At 61.4% G+C, this 18,634-nt stretch carries 15 protein-coding genes; 6 read left to right on the top strand and 9 right to left on the bottom strand.

The annotated features are described in order from the left end of the window. Positions 1-61: 61 nt before the first annotated feature. Together BKX98_RS16025 and BKX98_RS16020 are read right to left on the bottom strand one after the other, a co-directional pair. Positions 62-985, bottom strand: coding sequence for a helix-turn-helix domain-containing protein (locus BKX98_RS16025; RefSeq protein ID WP_038990270.1), 924 nt, complete (start codon positions 983-985; stop codon positions 62-64). A gap of 105 nt (positions 986-1,090) precedes the next feature. Continuing rightward, the gene (locus tag BKX98_RS16020) at positions 1,091-1,684 is read right to left on the bottom strand and encodes a TetR/AcrR family transcriptional regulator (protein ID WP_038990269.1); all 594 of its coding nucleotides are present in this window, start codon (positions 1,682-1,684) and stop codon (positions 1,091-1,093) included. 130 nt (positions 1,685-1,814) lie between these two features. On the opposite strand from BKX98_RS16020, the gene BKX98_RS16015 reads away from it, so the two are divergent. The 5 genes from BKX98_RS16015 to BKX98_RS15995 all read left to right on the top strand — a co-directional run bounded on the left by BKX98_RS16015 (position 1,815) and on the right by BKX98_RS15995 (position 7,774). Then, positions 1,815-3,737, top strand: coding sequence for a primary-amine oxidase (locus BKX98_RS16015; RefSeq protein WP_073708000.1), 1,923 nt, complete (start codon positions 1,815-1,817; stop codon positions 3,735-3,737). Beyond that, a complete protein-coding gene (locus BKX98_RS16010) occupies positions 3,721-4,173 on the top strand; it encodes a hypothetical protein (protein ID WP_073707999.1) in 453 nt (150 codons plus the stop codon). Before BKX98_RS16015 ends, BKX98_RS16010 begins: the two co-directional genes overlap by 17 nt. Before the next feature lie 276 nt (positions 4,174-4,449). After that, complete coding sequence (locus tag BKX98_RS16005) at positions 4,450-5,895, top strand: FAD-binding oxidoreductase (RefSeq protein ID WP_073707998.1); 1,446 nt, start codon at positions 4,450-4,452, stop codon at positions 5,893-5,895. Then, entirely contained in the window at positions 5,895-6,263 is a 369-nt protein-coding gene (locus BKX98_RS16000; protein WP_073707997.1) for a cupin domain-containing protein, read from the top strand. The genes BKX98_RS16005 and BKX98_RS16000 overlap by 1 nt, the downstream gene beginning before the upstream one ends. Positions 6,264-6,283: 20 nt before the next feature. Continuing rightward, positions 6,284-7,774 carry a gamma-aminobutyraldehyde dehydrogenase gene (locus BKX98_RS15995; RefSeq protein WP_073707996.1) on the top strand — a complete coding sequence of 497 codons (1,491 nt, stop codon included), beginning with the start codon at positions 6,284-6,286 and terminating at the stop codon, positions 7,772-7,774. 9 nt (positions 7,775-7,783) lie between these two features. Here BKX98_RS15995 and BKX98_RS15990 read toward each other — a convergent pair whose 3' ends face one another. The 3 genes from BKX98_RS15990 to BKX98_RS15980 form a co-directional block, all read right to left on the bottom strand. Continuing rightward, positions 7,784-8,812 carry a CDP-glycerol glycerophosphotransferase family protein gene (locus BKX98_RS15990; protein WP_158024712.1) on the bottom strand — a complete coding sequence of 343 codons (1,029 nt, stop codon included), beginning with the start codon at positions 8,810-8,812 and terminating at the stop codon, positions 7,784-7,786. A gap of 109 nt (positions 8,813-8,921) precedes the next feature. Continuing rightward, complete coding sequence (locus BKX98_RS15985) at positions 8,922-9,977, bottom strand: metal ABC transporter solute-binding protein, Zn/Mn family (RefSeq protein WP_073707994.1); 1,056 nt, start codon at positions 9,975-9,977, stop codon at positions 8,922-8,924. 68 nt (positions 9,978-10,045) lie between these two features. Beyond that, positions 10,046-11,299: a YibE/F family protein gene (locus BKX98_RS15980; RefSeq protein WP_073708013.1), complete on the bottom strand. Its 1,254-nt coding sequence runs from the start codon at positions 11,297-11,299 to the stop codon at positions 10,046-10,048. Between the two features lie 184 nt (positions 11,300-11,483). Between BKX98_RS15980 and BKX98_RS15975 the strand changes: the two genes are divergently transcribed. Beyond that, a complete protein-coding gene (locus BKX98_RS15975; RefSeq protein ID WP_083587002.1) occupies positions 11,484-12,626 on the top strand; it encodes a CPBP family intramembrane glutamic endopeptidase in 1,143 nt (380 codons plus the stop codon). A gap of 89 nt (positions 12,627-12,715) precedes the next feature. On the opposite strand, the gene BKX98_RS15970 is transcribed toward BKX98_RS15975, so the two are convergent. The 4 genes from BKX98_RS15970 to BKX98_RS15955 form a co-directional block, all read right to left on the bottom strand. Next, entirely contained in the window at positions 12,716-13,846 is a 1,131-nt protein-coding gene (locus BKX98_RS15970; protein ID WP_073707992.1) for a hypothetical protein, read from the bottom strand. Positions 13,847-13,986: 140 nt separating this feature from the next. Further along, positions 13,987-15,096, bottom strand: a complete 1,110-nt coding sequence (locus BKX98_RS15965; protein ID WP_073707991.1) for an NADH:flavin oxidoreductase/NADH oxidase — start codon at positions 15,094-15,096, stop codon at positions 13,987-13,989. Between the two features lie 59 nt (positions 15,097-15,155). Next, positions 15,156-16,466, bottom strand: a complete 1,311-nt coding sequence (gene mgtE / locus BKX98_RS15960; RefSeq protein ID WP_233125408.1) for a magnesium transporter — start codon at positions 16,464-16,466, stop codon at positions 15,156-15,158. Between the two features lie 462 nt (positions 16,467-16,928). Next, the gene (locus BKX98_RS15955; protein ID WP_066141240.1) at positions 16,929-18,338 is read right to left on the bottom strand and encodes an L-serine ammonia-lyase; all 1,410 of its coding nucleotides are present in this window, start codon (positions 18,336-18,338) and stop codon (positions 16,929-16,931) included. Between the last annotated feature and the right edge of the window lie 296 nt (positions 18,339-18,634).

Raw genomic sequence — 18,634 nt, 5'->3', positions numbered from 1 at the left:
TCGAACTTTTCGTTGGCATTGAGCGCAGGACCATTGGCACCGCGTGCACTTCCGCTGCGTCTCAGGCGGCGTCGCGGTATTTGCCCGGGGTTGAACCGAATTCTTTGGAGAACATGCGGCTGAAGCCCGCGGCATCGGCAATTCCCACCCGGGATCCGATGGCCTGCACTGGCAGGTCGGCCATGAGCGGGTCGCGCAGCAGGCGCGCTGCTTCGCGCATTCTGAGATGGCGGATCAGCGCGGCGACGCTGAGCGGCTGGTGCTCGAACAGCGCATGCAGGCTGCGTACGGACATGAAGTGGGCGGCCGCGATGCGGGCCGGTCCCAAATCGGCGTCGTCCAGGTGCGCGTTGATGTAGCCGGTGACCAATTCGCGTTGGCGCAACTTGGCGTCCCCATGGCATTCGGCGCCGAGCGCGCCGCCCAGTGCGGTGGCCAGCAGATCCACGGTGTTGCGGGCCAGCTGGTAGCCGCCGAATTCATCCCACTGGGAAAGGTTGGATCCGAGGTGGCGCAGCAGCGGTGCGACGGTCCCCGACAACGGGTGCGATTCCTTGAGCGCAACCGCGGTCAGCTGGCCGACCTGCTGCTGCGACAAGCGGAAAAGATCATGCGGAACCAAGGTGACCAGCACCGATGCAGGTTTCTCGAAGGCCAGAGTGTACGGGCGCTGGGTATCGTAGATCGCCAGGTCCCCGGGTGCCAGCAAGGTTTCGCGGCCATCTTGGATCAGCAGCCCATAGCCATCGAGCTGGTAGGAGATCTTGTAGAAATCCCCGTCGCCGCTGGCGCTCAGGTCCTCGGTTCGCTTCACCGCGTGGGGTTTGGCATGGATGCGCATCAAGCCGATCTCTCCGAGCATGTTGGCACCCAGCGTAGCGGTGAAATGTCCGCTGGAAATCTGCTCGCTGCGCAGCTTCACGAAGGCGTCGGAAATGAGCCGCGACCACGCGGTGAACGAATCGACGTGCTGAAGTTGATACATGCCTGCCTCCCCATCGAAGCCCAAGGAACTGTGTCGGGCATCACGAATGAGAGTACGCCGAGCGCGCCGAAAAGTCACTTTTTTCGTCGTGCGGAGAATATCCAGCTACTCCGCTGCGCGCAGGCTGCGCAAGGCCTCCAGGCGGTACTGCAGCTGCGCTTCGAGCGCGTCGGCGGTATTGACTGCTTCGTCGAGCACGCTGCTGGTTTGCGCGCCCATCAGGAAATTGATCATCGAGTCGCGCGCCACGGGTGCCGTGGGGTGGTCGGGGCCGAGGAGCTGCTCAAGCCATTGGTCAACCAGCGTGCGCCAGCGGTCCATGGTTCCCGCATTGACCGCCGCCAGCGCCCGATCCCCGAGGGCCAGATGCCAGAAGTGCACCGCGATGCGCGCTTCATTTCGCCGCAGCTCATCGAGCGGAAGCACTTCCCGTGCAAATGCCTCAATGGCCGCGATTCCCGTTTGCCCCTGGCACTTGCGGGCAATGCGCTTGTCGGTCGCCTCGGCGACATAGCGGAAGGTCGCTACCAGCAGCGCATCGCGGGTTGGGAAGTAGGGCTTGAAGGCGCCGTTGGAATATCCGGCAGCCGCGGCCAGGTCGCGCAGGTTGAGTTTCTCGATCCCCTCCCGGGCAATGAATCTCCACGTGACCTCGACGATCTCCCGGCGACGCTGATCATGGTCCACGATTTTCGGCATGCCTCAAGATTAGCGATAAATCATTTATTTCCGCCAAAGGCTTGCGCCTTTGCGAGTCCGCCCGTATTCTCTACAACCAGAGAATAATAAATGCTGCAGATCACATTTCAGCACTAAAGGAGCCGGTCTCATGCCAACCACCACCGCCACGGATTTCACCCTGCTCAGCGAAGCAGAGGTTGCCGCCGCCAAGGACTTGCTGGTCAGCAACCAGCTGTTCACCGAGAACACCCGCATCGCCTACATGGGCCTGGAAGACCCGCGCGCCGACCGCCCCGGCCGCTTTGTCCGCGTGATGCTCATGGACAAGCTGGCCAACTCCCCCAAGGATGTCGTCCTGGACCTGGGCGCCCAGGGCGTGCACTCAAGCGTCGATCTGGATCCGGCCAAGGTGGGGCAGATGCCGGTGCTGCTGGAGGAATTCGAAAAGGTCGAGTCCATCCTGATTGACGACCCGCAGTGGGCGGCCGCTTTGGCCAAGCGCGGACTGAAGCCAGAACAGGTGCGCGTGGCCCCGCTGTCCGCAGGTGTGTACGACGACGAGTACCCGCAGGAATCAGGGCGCCGCATCCTGCGCGGGCTGGCCTTCCGCCAGGACTTCGCCGAAGACTCCGCGTGGGCCCACCCGGTTGACGGACTGGTGGTCTACATCGACACCATCGCCGGGAAAATCGACCAGCTGCTGGATCTGGGCATCGTTCCGGTGCCCGAAACCCACGGCAACTACACCGACCCGGAACTCACGGGCCCGTTACGCACCACCCAGAAGCCCATCGAGATCACCCAGCCAGAAGGCGCGAGCTTCACGGTGAGCGCCGGCAACCATGTCGAGTGGGAGAAATGGTCGCTGGACATCGGCTTCGACATGCGCGAGGGCCTGGTGCTCTACAACATCGCCTTCAACGACAAGGGCGTGGAACGCCGGATCCTGGACCGCGCCTCCATCGCGGAAATGGTCGTGCCCTACGGGGATCCGTCCCCGGTACGCAGCTGGCAGAACTACTTCGACACCGGCGAATACCTCATCGGGCGCCTGGCCAATTCCCTGGAGCTCGGCTGCGACTGCCTGGGCGAAATCCACTACATCTCCCCGGTAGTCACCGACGCCGATGGCAATGCGCAGACGATCGCCAACGGCATCTGCATGCATGAGGAGGACGCCTCGATCCTCTCCAAGCATGCCGATGACTGGTCCGGAGTGAAGTACACCCGGCGCAACCGTCGCCTGGTGATCAGCTTCTTCACCACCGTGGGCAACTACGACTACGGCTTCTACTGGTACCTCTACCTGGATGGCACCATCGAATTCGAGGCCAAGGCCACCGGCATCGTCTTCACCTCGGCCATGGGCGACGAGCGTTTCTCCTCCGAGATGGCTCCGGGGCTGACCGCGCCATTCCACCAGCACATCTTCGGCGCCCGCCTGGACTTCGCGCTGGATGGCGGCCCGAGCCGCGTCATCGAGGAAGAAGCAGTCCGCCTGCCAATCAGCAAGGAGAATCCGCGCGGCAACGCCTTTACCCGCAGCCACACCGTGCTGGCCACCGAGAAGCAGGCGGTGCGCGACAACAACCCGACGGCCGGGCGCACCTGGGTGGTCACCAACCCCGAGAAGCAGAACTACCTGGGCAAGCCGGTAGGCTACAAGCTGATGTCCCAGGGACTCCCGACCCTGCTGGCCGCCGAGGGATCCTCCATCCACCGCCGCGCGGAATTCGCTTCCAAGGCGCTGTGGGTGACCAAGCGCGAGGATGGCCAGCGCTACCCCACCGGTGACTTCGTGAACCAGAACCCTGGCGTTGACGGCATCGGCTCCTGGATCGAGGACGACAAGAACATCGATGGCGAGCAAATCAGTCTGTGGCACACGTTCGCGCTGACCCACTTCCCGCGCACCGAGGACTGGCCAATGATGCCCGTGGACAAGGTCGGATTCACCATCCGCCCCGAAGGTTTCTTCGACCGCTCCCCTGTGCTTGACGTTCCAGCCCCGGTCCAGCACGGCTGCTGTGCCACTACGGAATCCGACGGCTGCTGTGGCAGCGGCGACTAGGCTCACGACGAGTGCCCCTGCCAGGCATCGCGCGCTCGGCATCGCCTCGCTATGCCTGGCGGCAGCCCACCTGCTGGTGCTGGCAGCGCTGCCGCACACGCTGTGGTGGACCCTGGCCTTGCTGGCAATGACCTTCTGGTGCGTCAAATGCTCCTGGTGCGTGCTGCGCGGCGGCTCACCCATGAGCTTGCTGGCCATGAGTGCACTGATGGGCGCTTCGCACGTGGCGATGGTGATCCGAATGCCATGGTTCGCCGGCCACCACGGCGCGCACGCGGTGCATGACGGGCACCATGCGCCGATCATGCTGGGCATCGCGGCTGCCGAATTCCTCCTGATGTTCGGCGCCGCTTGGCTCAGCCGCCACACCGCAGGCAGCGTCCCACGCAGTGCCGATCAACCGGATAGCTCAGAACCCGCGTCTCTTCCCGCCTAGCCAGACCCGGTCTTGAATGCAGCACTCCGCTGTTCTCAAGGCCGGGTTTCTGCCTGCTTCCGGATCTTGACAACCCCGAGTTGCACGGGCTTAGATGAGTAATGAATCACATTCAATTTGTGTTCAACTTTTCCGAGAAGAGGGATAGCCTTGACCGCCGACAGGCACTCATCTGGCATCCTCGGTGCCCAGCAGACCGCAAAGCCTCAAGGACCATTGGTCGTTCCCCTGCATCGATAGCGTCCACCGAATCAGCTATCTTCGAGGAAAGTACCAATGGCCACCAACAATGAATTGACGTTTGACAGGCATGAAGCCGAAGTCTCCCCCGCCTTGGTCGCCCGGGCACTGGCAGATGCCAAGCGCACCAGCTACTGGCTGGACAATAGCCAGCGTCCCACTCCACATCCGGCACTGCACGGGTCAATCGCCACCGACCTGCTGGTTATCGGCGGCGGCTACACCGGATTATGGACCGCGCTGCAAGCCAAGGAACGGGATCCTTCCCGCAAAGTGGTGCTGATCGAGGGCCAGCGCTTGGGCTGGGCCGCGTCGGGGCGCAATGGCGGCTTCTGCGAAGCATCGCTGGTCCACGGCGAAGCAAATGGCGCAAACCACCTGCCGGAAGAAAACGAGCTGCTCGCCGAGCTCGGGGCGCAGAACCTCGACGAGTTCGAAGCAACGGTGCAGCGCTACGCCATGGACGTGGACTTCATCCGCCAAGGCTCGATCAACGTGGCCACCGAGCAGCATCAGATCGCTTGGGTGGCCGAGGAAGCTGAAGCCCCGGGCGTCGACTACCTGGACGCCGACGCGGTCAAGCAGCTGATCAACTCCCCGGATTTCTTGGCCGGCTCCCGCGACAATCATTCCACCGCGCTGATCCACCCGGCCAAGCTCGTCTGGGAACTGGCCCGCGTGTGCCGCGAACTGGGCGTTGAATTCTACGAGCACACCCACGCCTTGGAGATGGAGAATACCGGCGCGCAGGTCCAGGTGCTCACCGCCGACGGCCAGATCACCGCCCAGCGCGTAGCCCTGGCCACCAACGTCTTCCCCTCGCTGCTCAAGCGCCACCGCGCACGCGTCATCCCGGTCTACGATTACGCGCTGATGACCGAACCGCTCACAGCCCAGCAGCGCACAGCCATCGGCTGGGCGGACATGGTGGGCCTGGCAGATCTGAACAACCGCTTCCACTATGCGCGCCCCACCATCGATGCCGAGGGGAACTTCCGCATTCTCTACGGCGGCTACGACGCGGTCTACCATTTCGGCGGCAAGGTCCGCTCCAGCTACGACACCAACCAGCGGACCTTCGAAAAGCTGGCCGCGCATTTCTTCGGCAGCTTCCCGGACCTGACGGATGTGAAGTTCTCCCACGCATGGGGTGGCGCCATCGATACCTGCTCGCGATTCTTCTCGTTCTTCGATCTGGCCTATGGCGGCAAGGTCGCCTACTGCGCAGGCTTCACCGGCCTCGGTGTGGGCGCCACACGGTTCGGTGCCAAGGTCATGCTGGATCTGCTCTCGGGAAAGAAGACGGAGCTGACCGAATTGGAACTAGTGCGCACCAAGCCGATCCCTTTCCCTCCCGAGCCTGCCGCATGGGTGGGCGTGAAACTCATGACCAGCCAGCTGGCCAAAGCCGACCGCAATCACGGCGAGCGCTCGGCCTTCTTGAAGCTGATGGACAAGATCGGAATGGGGTTCGATTCCTGATGCCGTCCAAAGATCTTCGAGCCAGTATCGTCCAGGCCGGCGACGTGGAGCTGAGCCACGAACCGATCGGCGAAGACCAGCGGGCTGACGGACAGGCACCCGCGACCACAGGCTATGCGGAACTGGGCACCCTCGGGAATGCGGAAGTCGGCATCTGGGAAATGTCTGCCGGAGCCATGCGGGATATCGAATCCGACGAATATTTCGCTGTGCTTTCCGGCCTCGCCACCGTGCAGATCCTGGAAGCCGACGGCTTCGGCGCCCAGGAACTCCGGCTGGTTCCGGGCAGCATTGCCAGGCTTCATGCTGGCATGAGAACACAGTGGACTGTCACCGAAACCCTGCGCAAGTTCTATTTCACCCTCTGAGCATCCCTAGGAGAATCCACATGGCCTACTACGATAGTTCCCTCGGACACCAGTTCATCAACGGCCAGCAAGTCCGCGGGCTCGGCCCGGTGCTGGAACGCGTGAACCCTGCCACCGGGAAGAAGCTGCTGGACGTCGATACCTCAAGCCTCGAACAGGTTGGCCAGGCGGTGCACGCGGCCGCCGAGGCCTTCACAACCTGGTCCAAGCTCACCCCGGGCGAGCGTGCCGACCACCTGCTGGCCTTCGCCCGCGAACTTGAGAAGCATGCTGATGAGATCGCCGCCGTGGAGACCGCGCAGACCGGCAAGAGCATCCGCATGTCCACCCAGTTCGATGTGCCCGGTTCCATCGACAACGTGAACTTCTTTGCTGGCGCCGCACGCAACCTGCAGGGCTTGGCCACCGGGGACTATGCCGGGAACACCACCTCGATGATTCGCCGCGAAGCCATCGGCGTGATCGGCTCGATCAGCCCCTGGAACTACCCGTTGCAGATGGCTGCATGGAAGATCCTGCCCGCGATCGCCGCCGGCAACACGATTGTGCTCAAGCCCAGCGAGCTGACCCCGGGCACCTCGGTGCTTTTTGCCCGGGCTGCCAAGGATGCAGGGCTCCCGGACGGGGTGATCAATATTGTGGTTGGCGACGGTCCCAGCGTCGGTGCGCCATTGGTGCGCCACCAGCTGGTGAAGATGACCTCGTTCACCGGCTCCACCGCGGTGGGCCTGAAGATCATGTCCATGGCCGCCGAGAGCGGTACCCGGGTGCATCTGGAGCTCGGCGGGAAGGCACCGTTGGTGGTCTTCGATGATGCGGATATCGAAGCCGCCGCGCACGGTGCGGTAGCCGGCTCGACGATCAATTCAGGCCAGGATTGCACCGCGGCCACCCGCGCCTACGTGCATTCCTCGGTTTTCGAGCGGTTCACCAGCCGTGTGGCCGAGCTGATGGAGGCCATGGTGGTGGGAGATCCCACCGACCCCGAAACCGACATGGGCTCGATGATCAGCCAGGAGCACCTGCAGAAGGTCTCCTCGATGGTCCAGCGGGCCAAGGATCAAGGAGCTCAGGTGCTGGCGGGCGGCCATCAGCTTGAGGGCGATGGCTTCTTCTACCGTCCCACCTTGGTGGTTGGAGCTGCCCAGGATTCGGAGATCGTGCAGCAGGAAGTGTTCGGACCGGTTCTGGTGGCCCTGCCATTCAGCACTGACGATGAGGCCATCGAACTGGCCAACGATACCCCGTATGGGCTGGCGGCGAGCGCATGGACCAAGAACGTGGACCGGGCGATGCGTGCCAGCGCCGAGATCCAGGCCGGCTGCGTGTGGATCAACGAGCATATCCTGATCGTTTCCGACATGCCGCATGGAGGCTACAAGGCTTCCGGCATGGGCAAGGACATGAGCCAGTATTCTTTCGATGAGTACACCAACGTCAAGCACGTGATGATCTCCCATGATCCCGCTGCCCACCGTGAATGGCAGGACACGGTCTTCAAGCACCGCTAGGCGCGAAAACTAGAGACTGGAAAGCAGCTGGTTCAGCTTCTTGGTTGCCACCCCTGGTTCGGTGGTGGCAAAGAAGTACTGGGCCAGCTGTTTTTGCGCCCCTGCCACTGGCGAGGCGGCCAGGTCGGCTACCCGCTGGGCCAAGCCGTTCGCGTTGCCCAGCCGCTGGTCCAACGGCAGCCCGGCATGGAGCTTGCTTTCGGGATCCCCCGACAGCAGCAGCGGGATGTTCAGCGCTACCGCGTCATAGGCCATCGCCGAGGTGTCGCAGATGGCCACGTCCGCCCACACCAATGACTGCGCCGCATCGCCGATCGGGTCCAGCGTGGCGGCATAATTGCTCTTCAGGCCCAGAACTGCCTTCTTCGCTTCAGCGGAGACATCTCCGGTCTTCGGATGAGGTCGGAAACGCACGTCGAAGCGCTCATCGTTGCTCAATTGGGCGAGAATCCGCTCCCCCAGGGTCGCCACCGAGGAGTAGGCCATGGCCTGGGAATCGCCTTCCCACGTCGGCGCGTAGAGCACGCGGATCTTCTCGGATGGCTCGGGCCATTCCAGGTTGTCCAGCTGCGGGCGCCCGATCTGCACCAGATGCGTTGGGTCGAAACGGGCAATGCTTTCGGTGATGCGCTCGACCGCAGCGGCACCGGCCACGCAGGCGAAGTCGTAGGCCTTGAGCTGGTTGGAGACCATCGACGTCTTTTCACTTTCACCGTGGTTCAGGTGAATGTGCGCTGGCCCATTGAAACGCAGCATCGTGAAGTTCCGCTGGGCGTTATTCACGTAGTTGATGGATTTGGCATCCCACTCGCGCAGGTTGTTCTCGATCTGTTCCATGGAACGCGAGAACATGATCGGCAGAGTCGTCGCTTCCAGCGCATGGCGTGCGCTCAGGGCATCCATGAGCACCACTCCGATGCTCAGGCCCTGGGCAGCCAACCGCTCGAAGGTCCCCAGCCAGACTCCGAGCTGGTAGAACTGGCCGGGGCCTTCGGCGAAGAACAGCACATGGTCGGCTTGTTCGATTCCCCGGTCCAAGTGGGCGATTTCTGCTCGGACAGACCGCTCCGCGAGGAGGGAGCGTGCTTTGCCTGTCGCTTGAGTTATCTGGGAAGAGAACAATGCCATGCATTTAGTCTACGTAGGTTTAGCCGTTGATCGCGGAAGCCAAGTCGGAAATGTTGGATTCCATCCATTCAAGGTAGCTGGAGTCATCCTGGATGGTTTCTGCAAAGTCAACCACGGGGATCTGCCCCAGCTCTGCGCTCTTCTTCAGCGCCTTGGTTTCACTGCCTTCAGTCTGCACGTTATAGGCCAGCATGTCGGCATCGCCTGCGGAAAGCAGGTCTTCGGCCTTCTTCATGGTTATCGGTGCAATGCCTTCGCCCTCTTCAATGGCTTCACTCAGCCCTTCCGGGGTGGCATCTTCCATGCCTGCAGCATGCAGCAGGTGGAATGGTACCGGCTCGGTCATCACGAAGCTCTTGCCATCCAGCTTCGCGGTTTCGAGCTGTTGCTCCAGCTTGTCGATTCCTTCGTTGAAGGAAGCCGCATTCTGCTGGTACTGCTCGGCGTTGGCGCTATCGGCCTTTCCGAAGGATTCAGCCAGCGCATCAGCCAGGTCGCCCATGGATTCCAGGTCATACCAGATGTGCTCGTTGTAGGCCGAGTGGTCGTGGCCTTCATGCGAATCCTCTTCGGCGTGCTGCGCATGCTCTTCAGCGCTTTCGCCCTCATGCGAATCCTCTTCGGCGTGCTGCGCATGCTCTTCAGCGCTTTCGCCCTCATGCCCGGCTGCTTCCGATTCCTCAGCTACCGGCGAGGAATCCACTGCGTGCACGAGCGTGATCTCGCCAGCCTTGCCTTCTGGAATCGAGGAAACCAGGGAGTCCATGAACTGGTCATATCCTCCGCCATTGGCCAGCACCAGCGTGGCATTGGAGATCGCCAGCTTATCTCGGGCTGTTGGCTCGTAGGAATGCGGATCCTGTGCGGCCGAAGTGATGATCTCGCTGACCTCCACGCTCTCTCCGCCAATGGCACGGGCGATCTGTCCGTAGACGTTCGTCGTGGCCACTACGCTGATCGCAGCAGAATCCGCTTCCGTTGATTCGCTGGCCGTGCTGCTACCGCATCCGGCGAGGATCAGTCCAGCAGCAGGCAGGGCTACAGCTGCTGCGAGCAGCGAGCGGTGGTTCTTCATGGGTGTCTCCATCTAAATCGGATCGCTATTGAGAACTATTCTACATTACATATGAGAATGGTTCGCACCTAGGCGTCGGAACCCACGCGTTGCAAGGAGCGTTTGCCGTGGGCCCCGCCGGTGCCGGTCGCCTTCACGACCATGACCGCAATTGCGGTCGTTACCGGAATTGCCAGGACCAATCCAATGGAGCCGATCAGAATGCGGATGACCTCTTCGGCCATGGCGCCGGAGCCCAGGGTGACCCCGAAACTCTGGTTGCTCAATGCGGCAATAGCCAGGACTGGCAGGGCCGCACCAGCATAGGCGAAAGCAATGGTGTAAACGGTCGAAGCGATATGGTCGCGGCCGATGCGCATTCCGCGGAAGAACAATTCCCTGGCCGAGGACTTCGGCGTGCTCTCTGCCAGTTCCCACACGGTGGCCGATTGGGTGATCGTCACGTCATTGAGCACACCCATGCCGCCGACCAGGACACCGCAGATCAGCAAGCCGGGCAAGGATATTTGCGGGGCCACCGTCGACAAGGTGATTGCCGATTCATCATTGGCCCCGGTCAACGCGGCCGCATCGGTCAGCCAGAGCACCATCCCTGCAGTCACCGCAAGACCGAAGAGCGTTCCCAGCAGCGCTGTGGATGTCTTCGCGTTCAGTCCATGGGCGAAATACAGCGCGACGAACATGATGGCGGTAGAGCCTGTGAGTCCCACCAAGACCGGATTGCCGCCTTCGAGCAAGGCCGGAACCATGAAGACGATCATGAAGGCGATGCCGCCGATCAGGCCGATCATGGCCCGGGTGCCGCGCCAACCGGCGACGAGCACCACCACCACGCCATAGGCGATGGCCAGCAGTGCCATGGGCAACGTGCGCACGAAGTCAACGAACACGTACGGGCTTCCGCTGGTGGTGTCGACCGCGGAAAGATCTAGGTAGCGGATGCTGTCGCCCGCGCGCGCATCCCGTGATTGCAGCATTTCCGGCGGGATCTCCAACTGGATTTCAGCGCCACCGGATTCAGGCATCACATAGGTGACCTGGCATTCGAGCACCTTGCCGCCTACTTCTTCCAATCCTTGGGACGAAGGGCAATCCTGGATGGCGCTGCGCGTAACTGTGCCAACTTCCATCGTCGCTCCGCCGGTAGTATCCATGGCTCCGTTGAGGGCGAACTTGTCGTAGTTGCCTTGCGGCCACAACAGGATGACCATGACCATGGCCAAAGCACCTATGGGCGCAAGCAGAGCCCAAAGGATGATCGAGGCACGCCGCCGGCGCTTGGGATCCTGCAAAATCGGTTCGTCATGGTGATGATGGCCCACGTGGCGCTGCTCCAAATCAATAAAGGCGAATCGTCCGTACCAAGTCTAAGAGCTTGCCCCTGGGAGTTTCATATGGACGCAGTCCGCGTCTTCCCGCGCTGTTCGTGGACGCTCAAAAGGATGACGCGATAAATCCTCCGCAAGGTTCATGCTTTCCAGCATCGCGGAACGGGAGAATTGAGCCATGAGCTTGCCAATGAATTTGCCACCCGCGCCGCAGGGCGCCGAAGGTGAAATGAGCTATCCGTTCCATCGCCTGATGAGACGCAGTGCGAACTATCGCTGGTGGCGTCCGCTGGCGTTCTCCGGCGTCGGCATTGGTTTCTACCTCGCAGCTTTGCTCATTGCAATGCTGGCGATGTTCGCCGCACTGCTCATGAACCCGATGACGTGGGCTGCCGATAATCCGGAAGAGGCCCCCGACCAATTCCTCATGGATCCAATGCTGAATATGGCTTCGGCGACGGACTTCTCGATGACCATGGCCTCATTGATCATCATGATCCCTGCGGTCTTTTTCGCTTATTTGCTTATCGGACCGAAGCCTGTCGGCCAGTTGATTTCGGTCACCGGCAAATTGCGCTGGCGATGGTTCGGCCTGGCGTTGGCTGCCAGCGCCGTTTTGTTCGCCTTGTATTTCGGGGTGAATTTCGGGCTGGGCGCAGTGGGAATTGGCGCGTCCGAGCCGGTTCCTGCCAGCAGCCTGCCCACGGATCCGCTGTTCTATGCGCTGCTGGTTATCCTCTTGACACCGTTCCAGTGCGCAGCCGAAGAGCTCGTCTTCCGCGGTGCGTTCATGCAGGTCATCGGCAGCTGGCTGAAGCATCCCTTGTTCGCCATTCTGCTACCGGTGCCGCTGTTCACCATCGGCCACCTCTACGATATCTGGGGGCTTCTCGATGTGGCAGCCTTCGCTATCGCGGCAGGCTATCTGACGTGGCGCACCGGCGGCCTGGAAGCGGCGATGGCCATGCACATCATCAACAACACGTTCTTGTTCCTGCTCGGCGCAGTCGGCCTTGTCGATCTGAACGCCACGGAATCCAACCCGGTTTCATTAGTCTTCTCGGTGTGCTTCATGGCCCTGTTGACCTTCATGCTGGTGAAGCTTGCCGATAGGCAGGGCATCGCTCGTACGGCGGGCCCAATCCCGGTTGCAGACCGCCGGCCGTTGCTGCAACCTTGGCAAATGAACCAGCCACCGCTTCGCCCTAACCAGCCATACTGGGCTCCTCCGGCATATCAGCCAGAGCAGCAGCCACACGCCGGCAATCCGCCGGTGGATTCCCCACCAGCGCCGCGGGCACCCGACCCGTCGGACCGCTAGGATTCACGCGGCTCAAGCGCAAAAACGATCCGCACAGGAGCTCCTGTGCGGATCGTTTCGTTTACTGCAATTTCATTTAGTGCGCTTCTTCAGGACTTGGCCCAGCGCAGCAAGGCCGCGATTCCTGCTCCGTCAGGAATCATCGATTCCGGTACGTATCGGATGCTGGCGTCCGTCAGCGCGGTTGCGCGCAAGAGCACTTCCGGCGCTGGCCACTCGCCGACCACCAACTCTGCATGGTCATCCCCATCTTGATGGGCAATCCACGGTTCTGCGCTCAAGGCGCGCAGGGTATGCTCGCTTTGATATTGGCCAACCAGCACCATTTCGGCTTGCGCCGATTGGAGTGCAGTGACGACTTCATTCAATCCGACAGCCAGTTGCGCTCGGCCGTTGCCGGACTGGGCGGCAACCTTCGACTCCAATTCAGCCAGATCCTTGGCTTTGACCTCCTCCACCAGCTTGGTGATCTGGGCATCGACCTGCTTGGCGTCCGCACCTCCGGTACGCGTATGCGAGTCGATGACTTCTACGTATTCCTTCAGTGCCACCGGAAGTGCCCCGAGCACTATTTCACGAGCCTTGATATCGCCGGAAAGAATGACCAGACGAACGTAGTTCTCGGCGGACATCTCGCTGATCAGGCCGGCGACCTCATCAGCATTTCGACGTACCATCTCATCGGCGGCCGCCTGGGCTTTCGGCTGGTCATATTCGCCGGGCACCTTGCGCGCATGGTGGATTTCCTCGGGCAATCCGACTATGCCACGGCTGCCGAGGCGTTCAGGGGACGCCGTGTTATAGAGGTGCACTTCACCTCCGTCCTTGCTGACTTCGGCTACGAGGTAGGAGAACGATCCGCCACGCGCGCGAGCCAGCGCTGTGAAGTTCGGGAATGGACCCACATCCACCGATGGAGTTTGGACCTTGAGTCCTGGGATGATTTCGTTGAGCACGACTTCGCCGTCATGAACGGCGACGAATCTTGCTACGGGTGCTCGCAAGCCCTCGGCTGGTTCCAGTGCGCCGATCAGTGCTTGGACATCGTCCGGCTGTGCCTGCTGGCTCTTGAGCAGCTTGGCTACGTCGTCCGGAAGCCGATCTGCGGCTTCTTGGGCCGCAGTGGTTCCCAACGATGCGTCCACGAGGGCGGTGCTCCACGAGCCGTTTCTCCGATAAAGCGAAGCGTCGATTCCGTTAGAATCCGCGCGTAGTGCCATGCTGACTCCCTTCCGCACGCGAGCCTTGGCCGCGGTGCGACTAGATCCGTGGCACTAACCTAACATCACTATTCAGTGGCTGGAAGAGGTAACCAGAAACTATGTCGTTGTTTGGATGAAATCAGCATGACAGCAAGTGTTTACCAGTGGCCGCGCCAATATTGGGCAGGGAATGCCATCGGCGCTCCGAGTTCTTTCGCCGCACGGTTGGCCCACTGCGGGTCGCCCAGAGCGGCGCGTCCGATGCTCACGCCGTCGGCTTGCCCGGTCACGACGATGTGCTCTGCTTGCACCGGCTCGGTGATCACGCCCACCGCGGTGACGAAGGCGTCCTGCGGCAGTGAGTCTTTCACTGCTTGGGCCAACGGCACCTGGTATCCGGGACCAGAGGGACCCTTGAACTTGCCGATGCCGGCGCTGGACAGATCGAAATGGCGAACACCGTAGCCGTAGAGCTCCTTGGCGATTCGAATCGTGTCAGCGATACCCCATCCGTCGTCTACCCAATCCTCTCCCGAGAAGCGGATGCCCAAGACCTTGTTTTCCGGCCACACGGCTGCCACCGCCTTGATGATTTCACGCAGGTACCGCGTGCGGTTCTCGAAGCTGCCGCCGTATTCATCCGTGCGCTTGTTGGACAGCGGCGAGAGGAACTGGTGCACCAGGTAGCCGTGGGCCGCATGGATCTGGATCAGGTCGAATCCTGCCTCGTCTGCGCGCTTGGCCGCGTCAGCCCAATTCTGCACCGAGTCCTGGATCTGCTCAACGGTCATCTCGGTAGCCGGCTTCAGTCCATAGAGCTCGCTTGGAGTGGAAGTGAAGGTTTCCCAGCCGCCTTCTTCATCGCTGATGCTGCCAATTTTTCCGGCCTCTTCGAACTCCTTGAGCCAACCATAGGTCGAGGCTTTCGCGCCAGCATGCGCAAGCTGCACTCCAGCGGCTGCACCATGTGAGCGGATGTACTTTGTAATCGGCTTCCAGGCCTCAGTCTGCTCGTCATTCCACAAACCGGTGTCGCGGTCCGAGATCCTGCCTTCAGCTGCCACCGCTGTTGCTTCGGCGATAACCAGGGAGTATCCGCCATGCGCCATGGATCCCAGATGAGCCAGATGCCAGGTCGTTGGAACGCCGTCGTGTTTTTCCACGGAGTATTGGCACATCGGCGGGAGGACCACGCGATTGCGCAGCTTCAGGCCTTCGCCGCTGCGGGTTGGAACGGTAATTTCAGTAAATAGCTTGCTTTGAGGCATACCAGTTACGACGCTGGCGTGCGCGAATTTATTCCGCGCACCCCCAGTGCCAGGTCAAACTAGCCGAGAATCAGTACCGCCACAGAGAGGTAGACAATCAGCCCAGCGGCATCCACGAACGTTGAAATAAAGGGATTGGAGAATACCGCAGGGTCGACCTTGAAGAATTTTCCGATGATCGGCATCACCCCGCCAACAGCGGCCGCAATGCTGCATAGCGCCACGAGGCTGGTGCCAATCACCAATCCGATGCTGGGTTCGAAAATGAGCCCGGCCAAGAACAGGGCGACAAGGCCAAGGCCCAATCCCAAGATCGCCCCGATACGCACCTCACGCATCAGCACCCGCCAAAAGTCGCGGCCCCGCACCTCCCCCATCGCCAGCGCACGCGTAACGGTAGTCGCCGCCTGGTTTCCGGTATTCCCGCCAATGCCCACAATCAGCGGGATGAACAAGCTGAGCACCACCATCGATTCAAGCGTCTGCTCGAAACTGGCGAGGACCTTGACGGTCAAGGTGGCACCAATCGCAAGGACCAGCAACCAGATGATCCGCGCCTTCACCAGGTGGCGCAGCGGCGTACCCAGGTACGGGCGGACGAGCGGTTCCGCCCCGGGATCGTACGCAGTGCGTCGCTCCTCGGCATCCTCCAGGATCCCGAGCGCCATGGGCAAGGTCAGCACGCCCAGCAGGCGGTCTTCTTGATCAAGTACCGGGAGCACCGTTGCCTTCCGCCCCACGGCCAATCGTGCTGCGCTTTCCTCCGGCTCGCAGGCTTGGACGCTGGGGCCAGGGGTGCACAATTCTGCGACCGTCATCGTGCCCGGTTCGGCGAGCAGCTCGCTGAGCGTGATGGTGCCAAGCAGCCTGCGTTCATCATCGATCACCAAGATGTGCTGCGCGTCCTTGCAATGCGCGAAACGCTTGCTGATGCGTGCCAGGGATTCTGCCACGGTTAGCTGCGGATGGGTGGCGATGAAGTCCGGGGACATCGCCCTGCCGGCGCTTGCTTCGGGATAGCCCAGCAGGGCTCCGATGTCTTGGCGTTTGGCCTTCGATGTACCTGCCAGCAGTTTCGTTGCCACGATGGCTGGCAACTCATCGAGCAGTGCTGCCCGTTGTGCGGCGGAGAGCTGGGAGAAGGCATCGACCACTGCTTCTGACTGCAGCGCCCGAATCAGTTCGGCTTGCACCTCAGCGTCGAGGTCCTTGAAGAGAAGCACGGCGGCCTGCTTGTCGAGCAGGCGGTAGGCCAAGGCTGCTTCGGTGGCATCCAGCGCTTCAAGGTGCTCGATAGCCTCAGCGGTATGCAGCTCCCCCAGCAGCCGTGCTGCTTGCTGGAATTCGCCGTGGTTGAGGTGGGAGCTCAAGGAGCGCGAAATAGTAGAGAAGTCTACCTTTTCTGGAGAAATCATGATGTGCGTCCAAATGGTTCATTTGGCGCAGGAATACAAGCCTGCCAGCAAATTCTCACCGCTGGAGCACCCCGTGAATACAGGGAGATAAATCAGTCAGTATTTGCGTGCAGGTTTCTGCGCCGGTGACATGTGCAGGTGTCACGAACTCATGGGACTCCCATGGCAGGATGCAGCCCTATTCGGCAGATTCGGCTATGAGCGCCCAGGTGAGTTCGTGGGCATAGATCGACTTGAACTGTCGTCCACGACGCTCACCTCCTCGAAATCGGTTTGCGCTCACGCGCATCGGGCCTTGACCAAGTTCTATCAGCAATGGCTGGGAAATGCCCGCTTTGGGGATCGATATCACGTTTAAATGGTCCAGGAGGCCTGCGGTGCAGGCCTCCTGGACTTGGTTCTCGCGGTGCTATGAAATCAGCATTCCACCACGTTCACGGCCAAGCCGCCCATGGCAGTTTCCTTGTACTTGTCGCTCATGTCCTTGCCGGTTTCGCGCATGGTGATGATGACTTCGTCCAAGGTGACGTGGTGTTCGCCGTCGCCCATCAGTGCCATCTTCGCCGCATTCACTGCCTTCGAAGCGGCAATGGCGTTGCGTTCGATGCATGGGATCTGGACCAAGCCGCCGATTGGATCGCAGGTCAGTCCCAGGTTGTGTTCCATTGCGATTTCCGCGGCGTTCTCCACCTGGGCTGGGGTGCCGCCAAGGATTTCGGCCAGGCCACCGGCGGCCATCGAGGAGGCCGAACCGACTTCGCCCTGGCAGCCAACTTCCGCTCCGGAAATCGATGCCTGTTCCTTGTACAGCACGCCGACGGCGCCTGCAGTGAGCAGGAAGCGTACGACTGCGTCGTGCTTTTCGTCCTCGTTCCAGTACTTCGCGCCTGGCGCGTAGTGGGTGGCGTAGAACAGCACTGCCGGGATGATGCCGGCGGCGCCGTTGGTGGGGGCGGTGACAACCCGTCCGCCGGAGGCGTTCTCCTCATTGACTGCCAGTGCGACGAGGTTGATCCATTCCTGCCAGTAGACCGGATCGCGGTCCTTGTCTTCCTTGCGCAGGCGTTCATGCCATTCCGGGGCGCGACGGCGGACTTTCAGGCCGCCGGGCAGCACGCCGGTGCGTTCCAGCGCGGAGTCCTTGCAGCCTTCCATCACTTCGTAGATGTGGATGAGGCCTGATCGGATTTCCTCGCGGGTGCGATAGGTTTCCTCGTTGGCCATCATGATCTCGGCAATGGACAGGCCGGTTTCCTTCACATGCTCCAGCAGTGCGGCTGCTGTCGTGAACGGGTAGGGCTGCTTGTTCAGCTTCTCCTCGAGGTTCTTCTCGATGCGGTCTTCGGCGCCTTCGCGCACGATGAAGCCTCCACCGACGGAGAAGAAGGTCTCGTTGACGATTTCATTGCCTTCGGCATCCAGGGCAATGAACTTTACCCCGTTGGTGTGGCGCGGCAGCACGGTCAGCGGGTGCTGGATCATGTCCTCGACCTTGTAGTCCAGGTCCTTGCGCTGGCCCAGCTGTTCGGCCAAGCGCAGCACGCCGGTGGCTTCCATGTCTGCCAGGCGCTCATCGACCTGTGCTGGCAGCACCGTTTCAGGTTCGAAGCCTTCGAGCCCGAGCATGATGGCGGTGAAGGTACCGTGGCCGCGGCCGGTAGCGGCCAGGGATCCATAGACGTCCACACGGATATTTTCCAGTGCGTCCAGTTGGCCTTCTCGGATTACTTGGGCAATGAATGCGTGCGCTGCACGCATTGGTCCCACGGTATGGCTGGAAGATGGTCCGATGCCAACCGAGAAAAGATCGAATACGCTAACCGCCATGCGGGTCACATCCTTAGAACTTGGGTAATCCGAGAGCTTGGGCTCCGGAACTATGAAGTGTGGTTCCAAACTCCCCCCGGGCCGCCGCAGGTATCGCGGCGGCTGGTGGAACTTTGGATGGTGAGAGACTGCGGGCCCGAAAAGCGCCTAATTCCACCTTCCGGGCCCGCATCTTCACTAGCTTGCTGCTACTCGGAAACCTTTGGCAGGTCCGGGTAGAGTGGGTGGGCTTCAGCCAAGGCCAGAACACGTTCCTTCAGCTCTGGCAGTGCAGCCGTATTGCCGTCGGCACCAGC

Origin of the sequence: Glutamicibacter sp. 0426, from assembly GCF_001906485.1 — a bacterium.
GTDB classification, from domain to species: domain Bacteria; phylum Actinomycetota; class Actinomycetes; order Actinomycetales; family Micrococcaceae; genus Glutamicibacter; species Glutamicibacter nicotianae.
The sequence above is the reverse complement of the archived record's forward strand: the minus strand, read 5'-3'. Positions and strand labels throughout refer to the sequence as shown.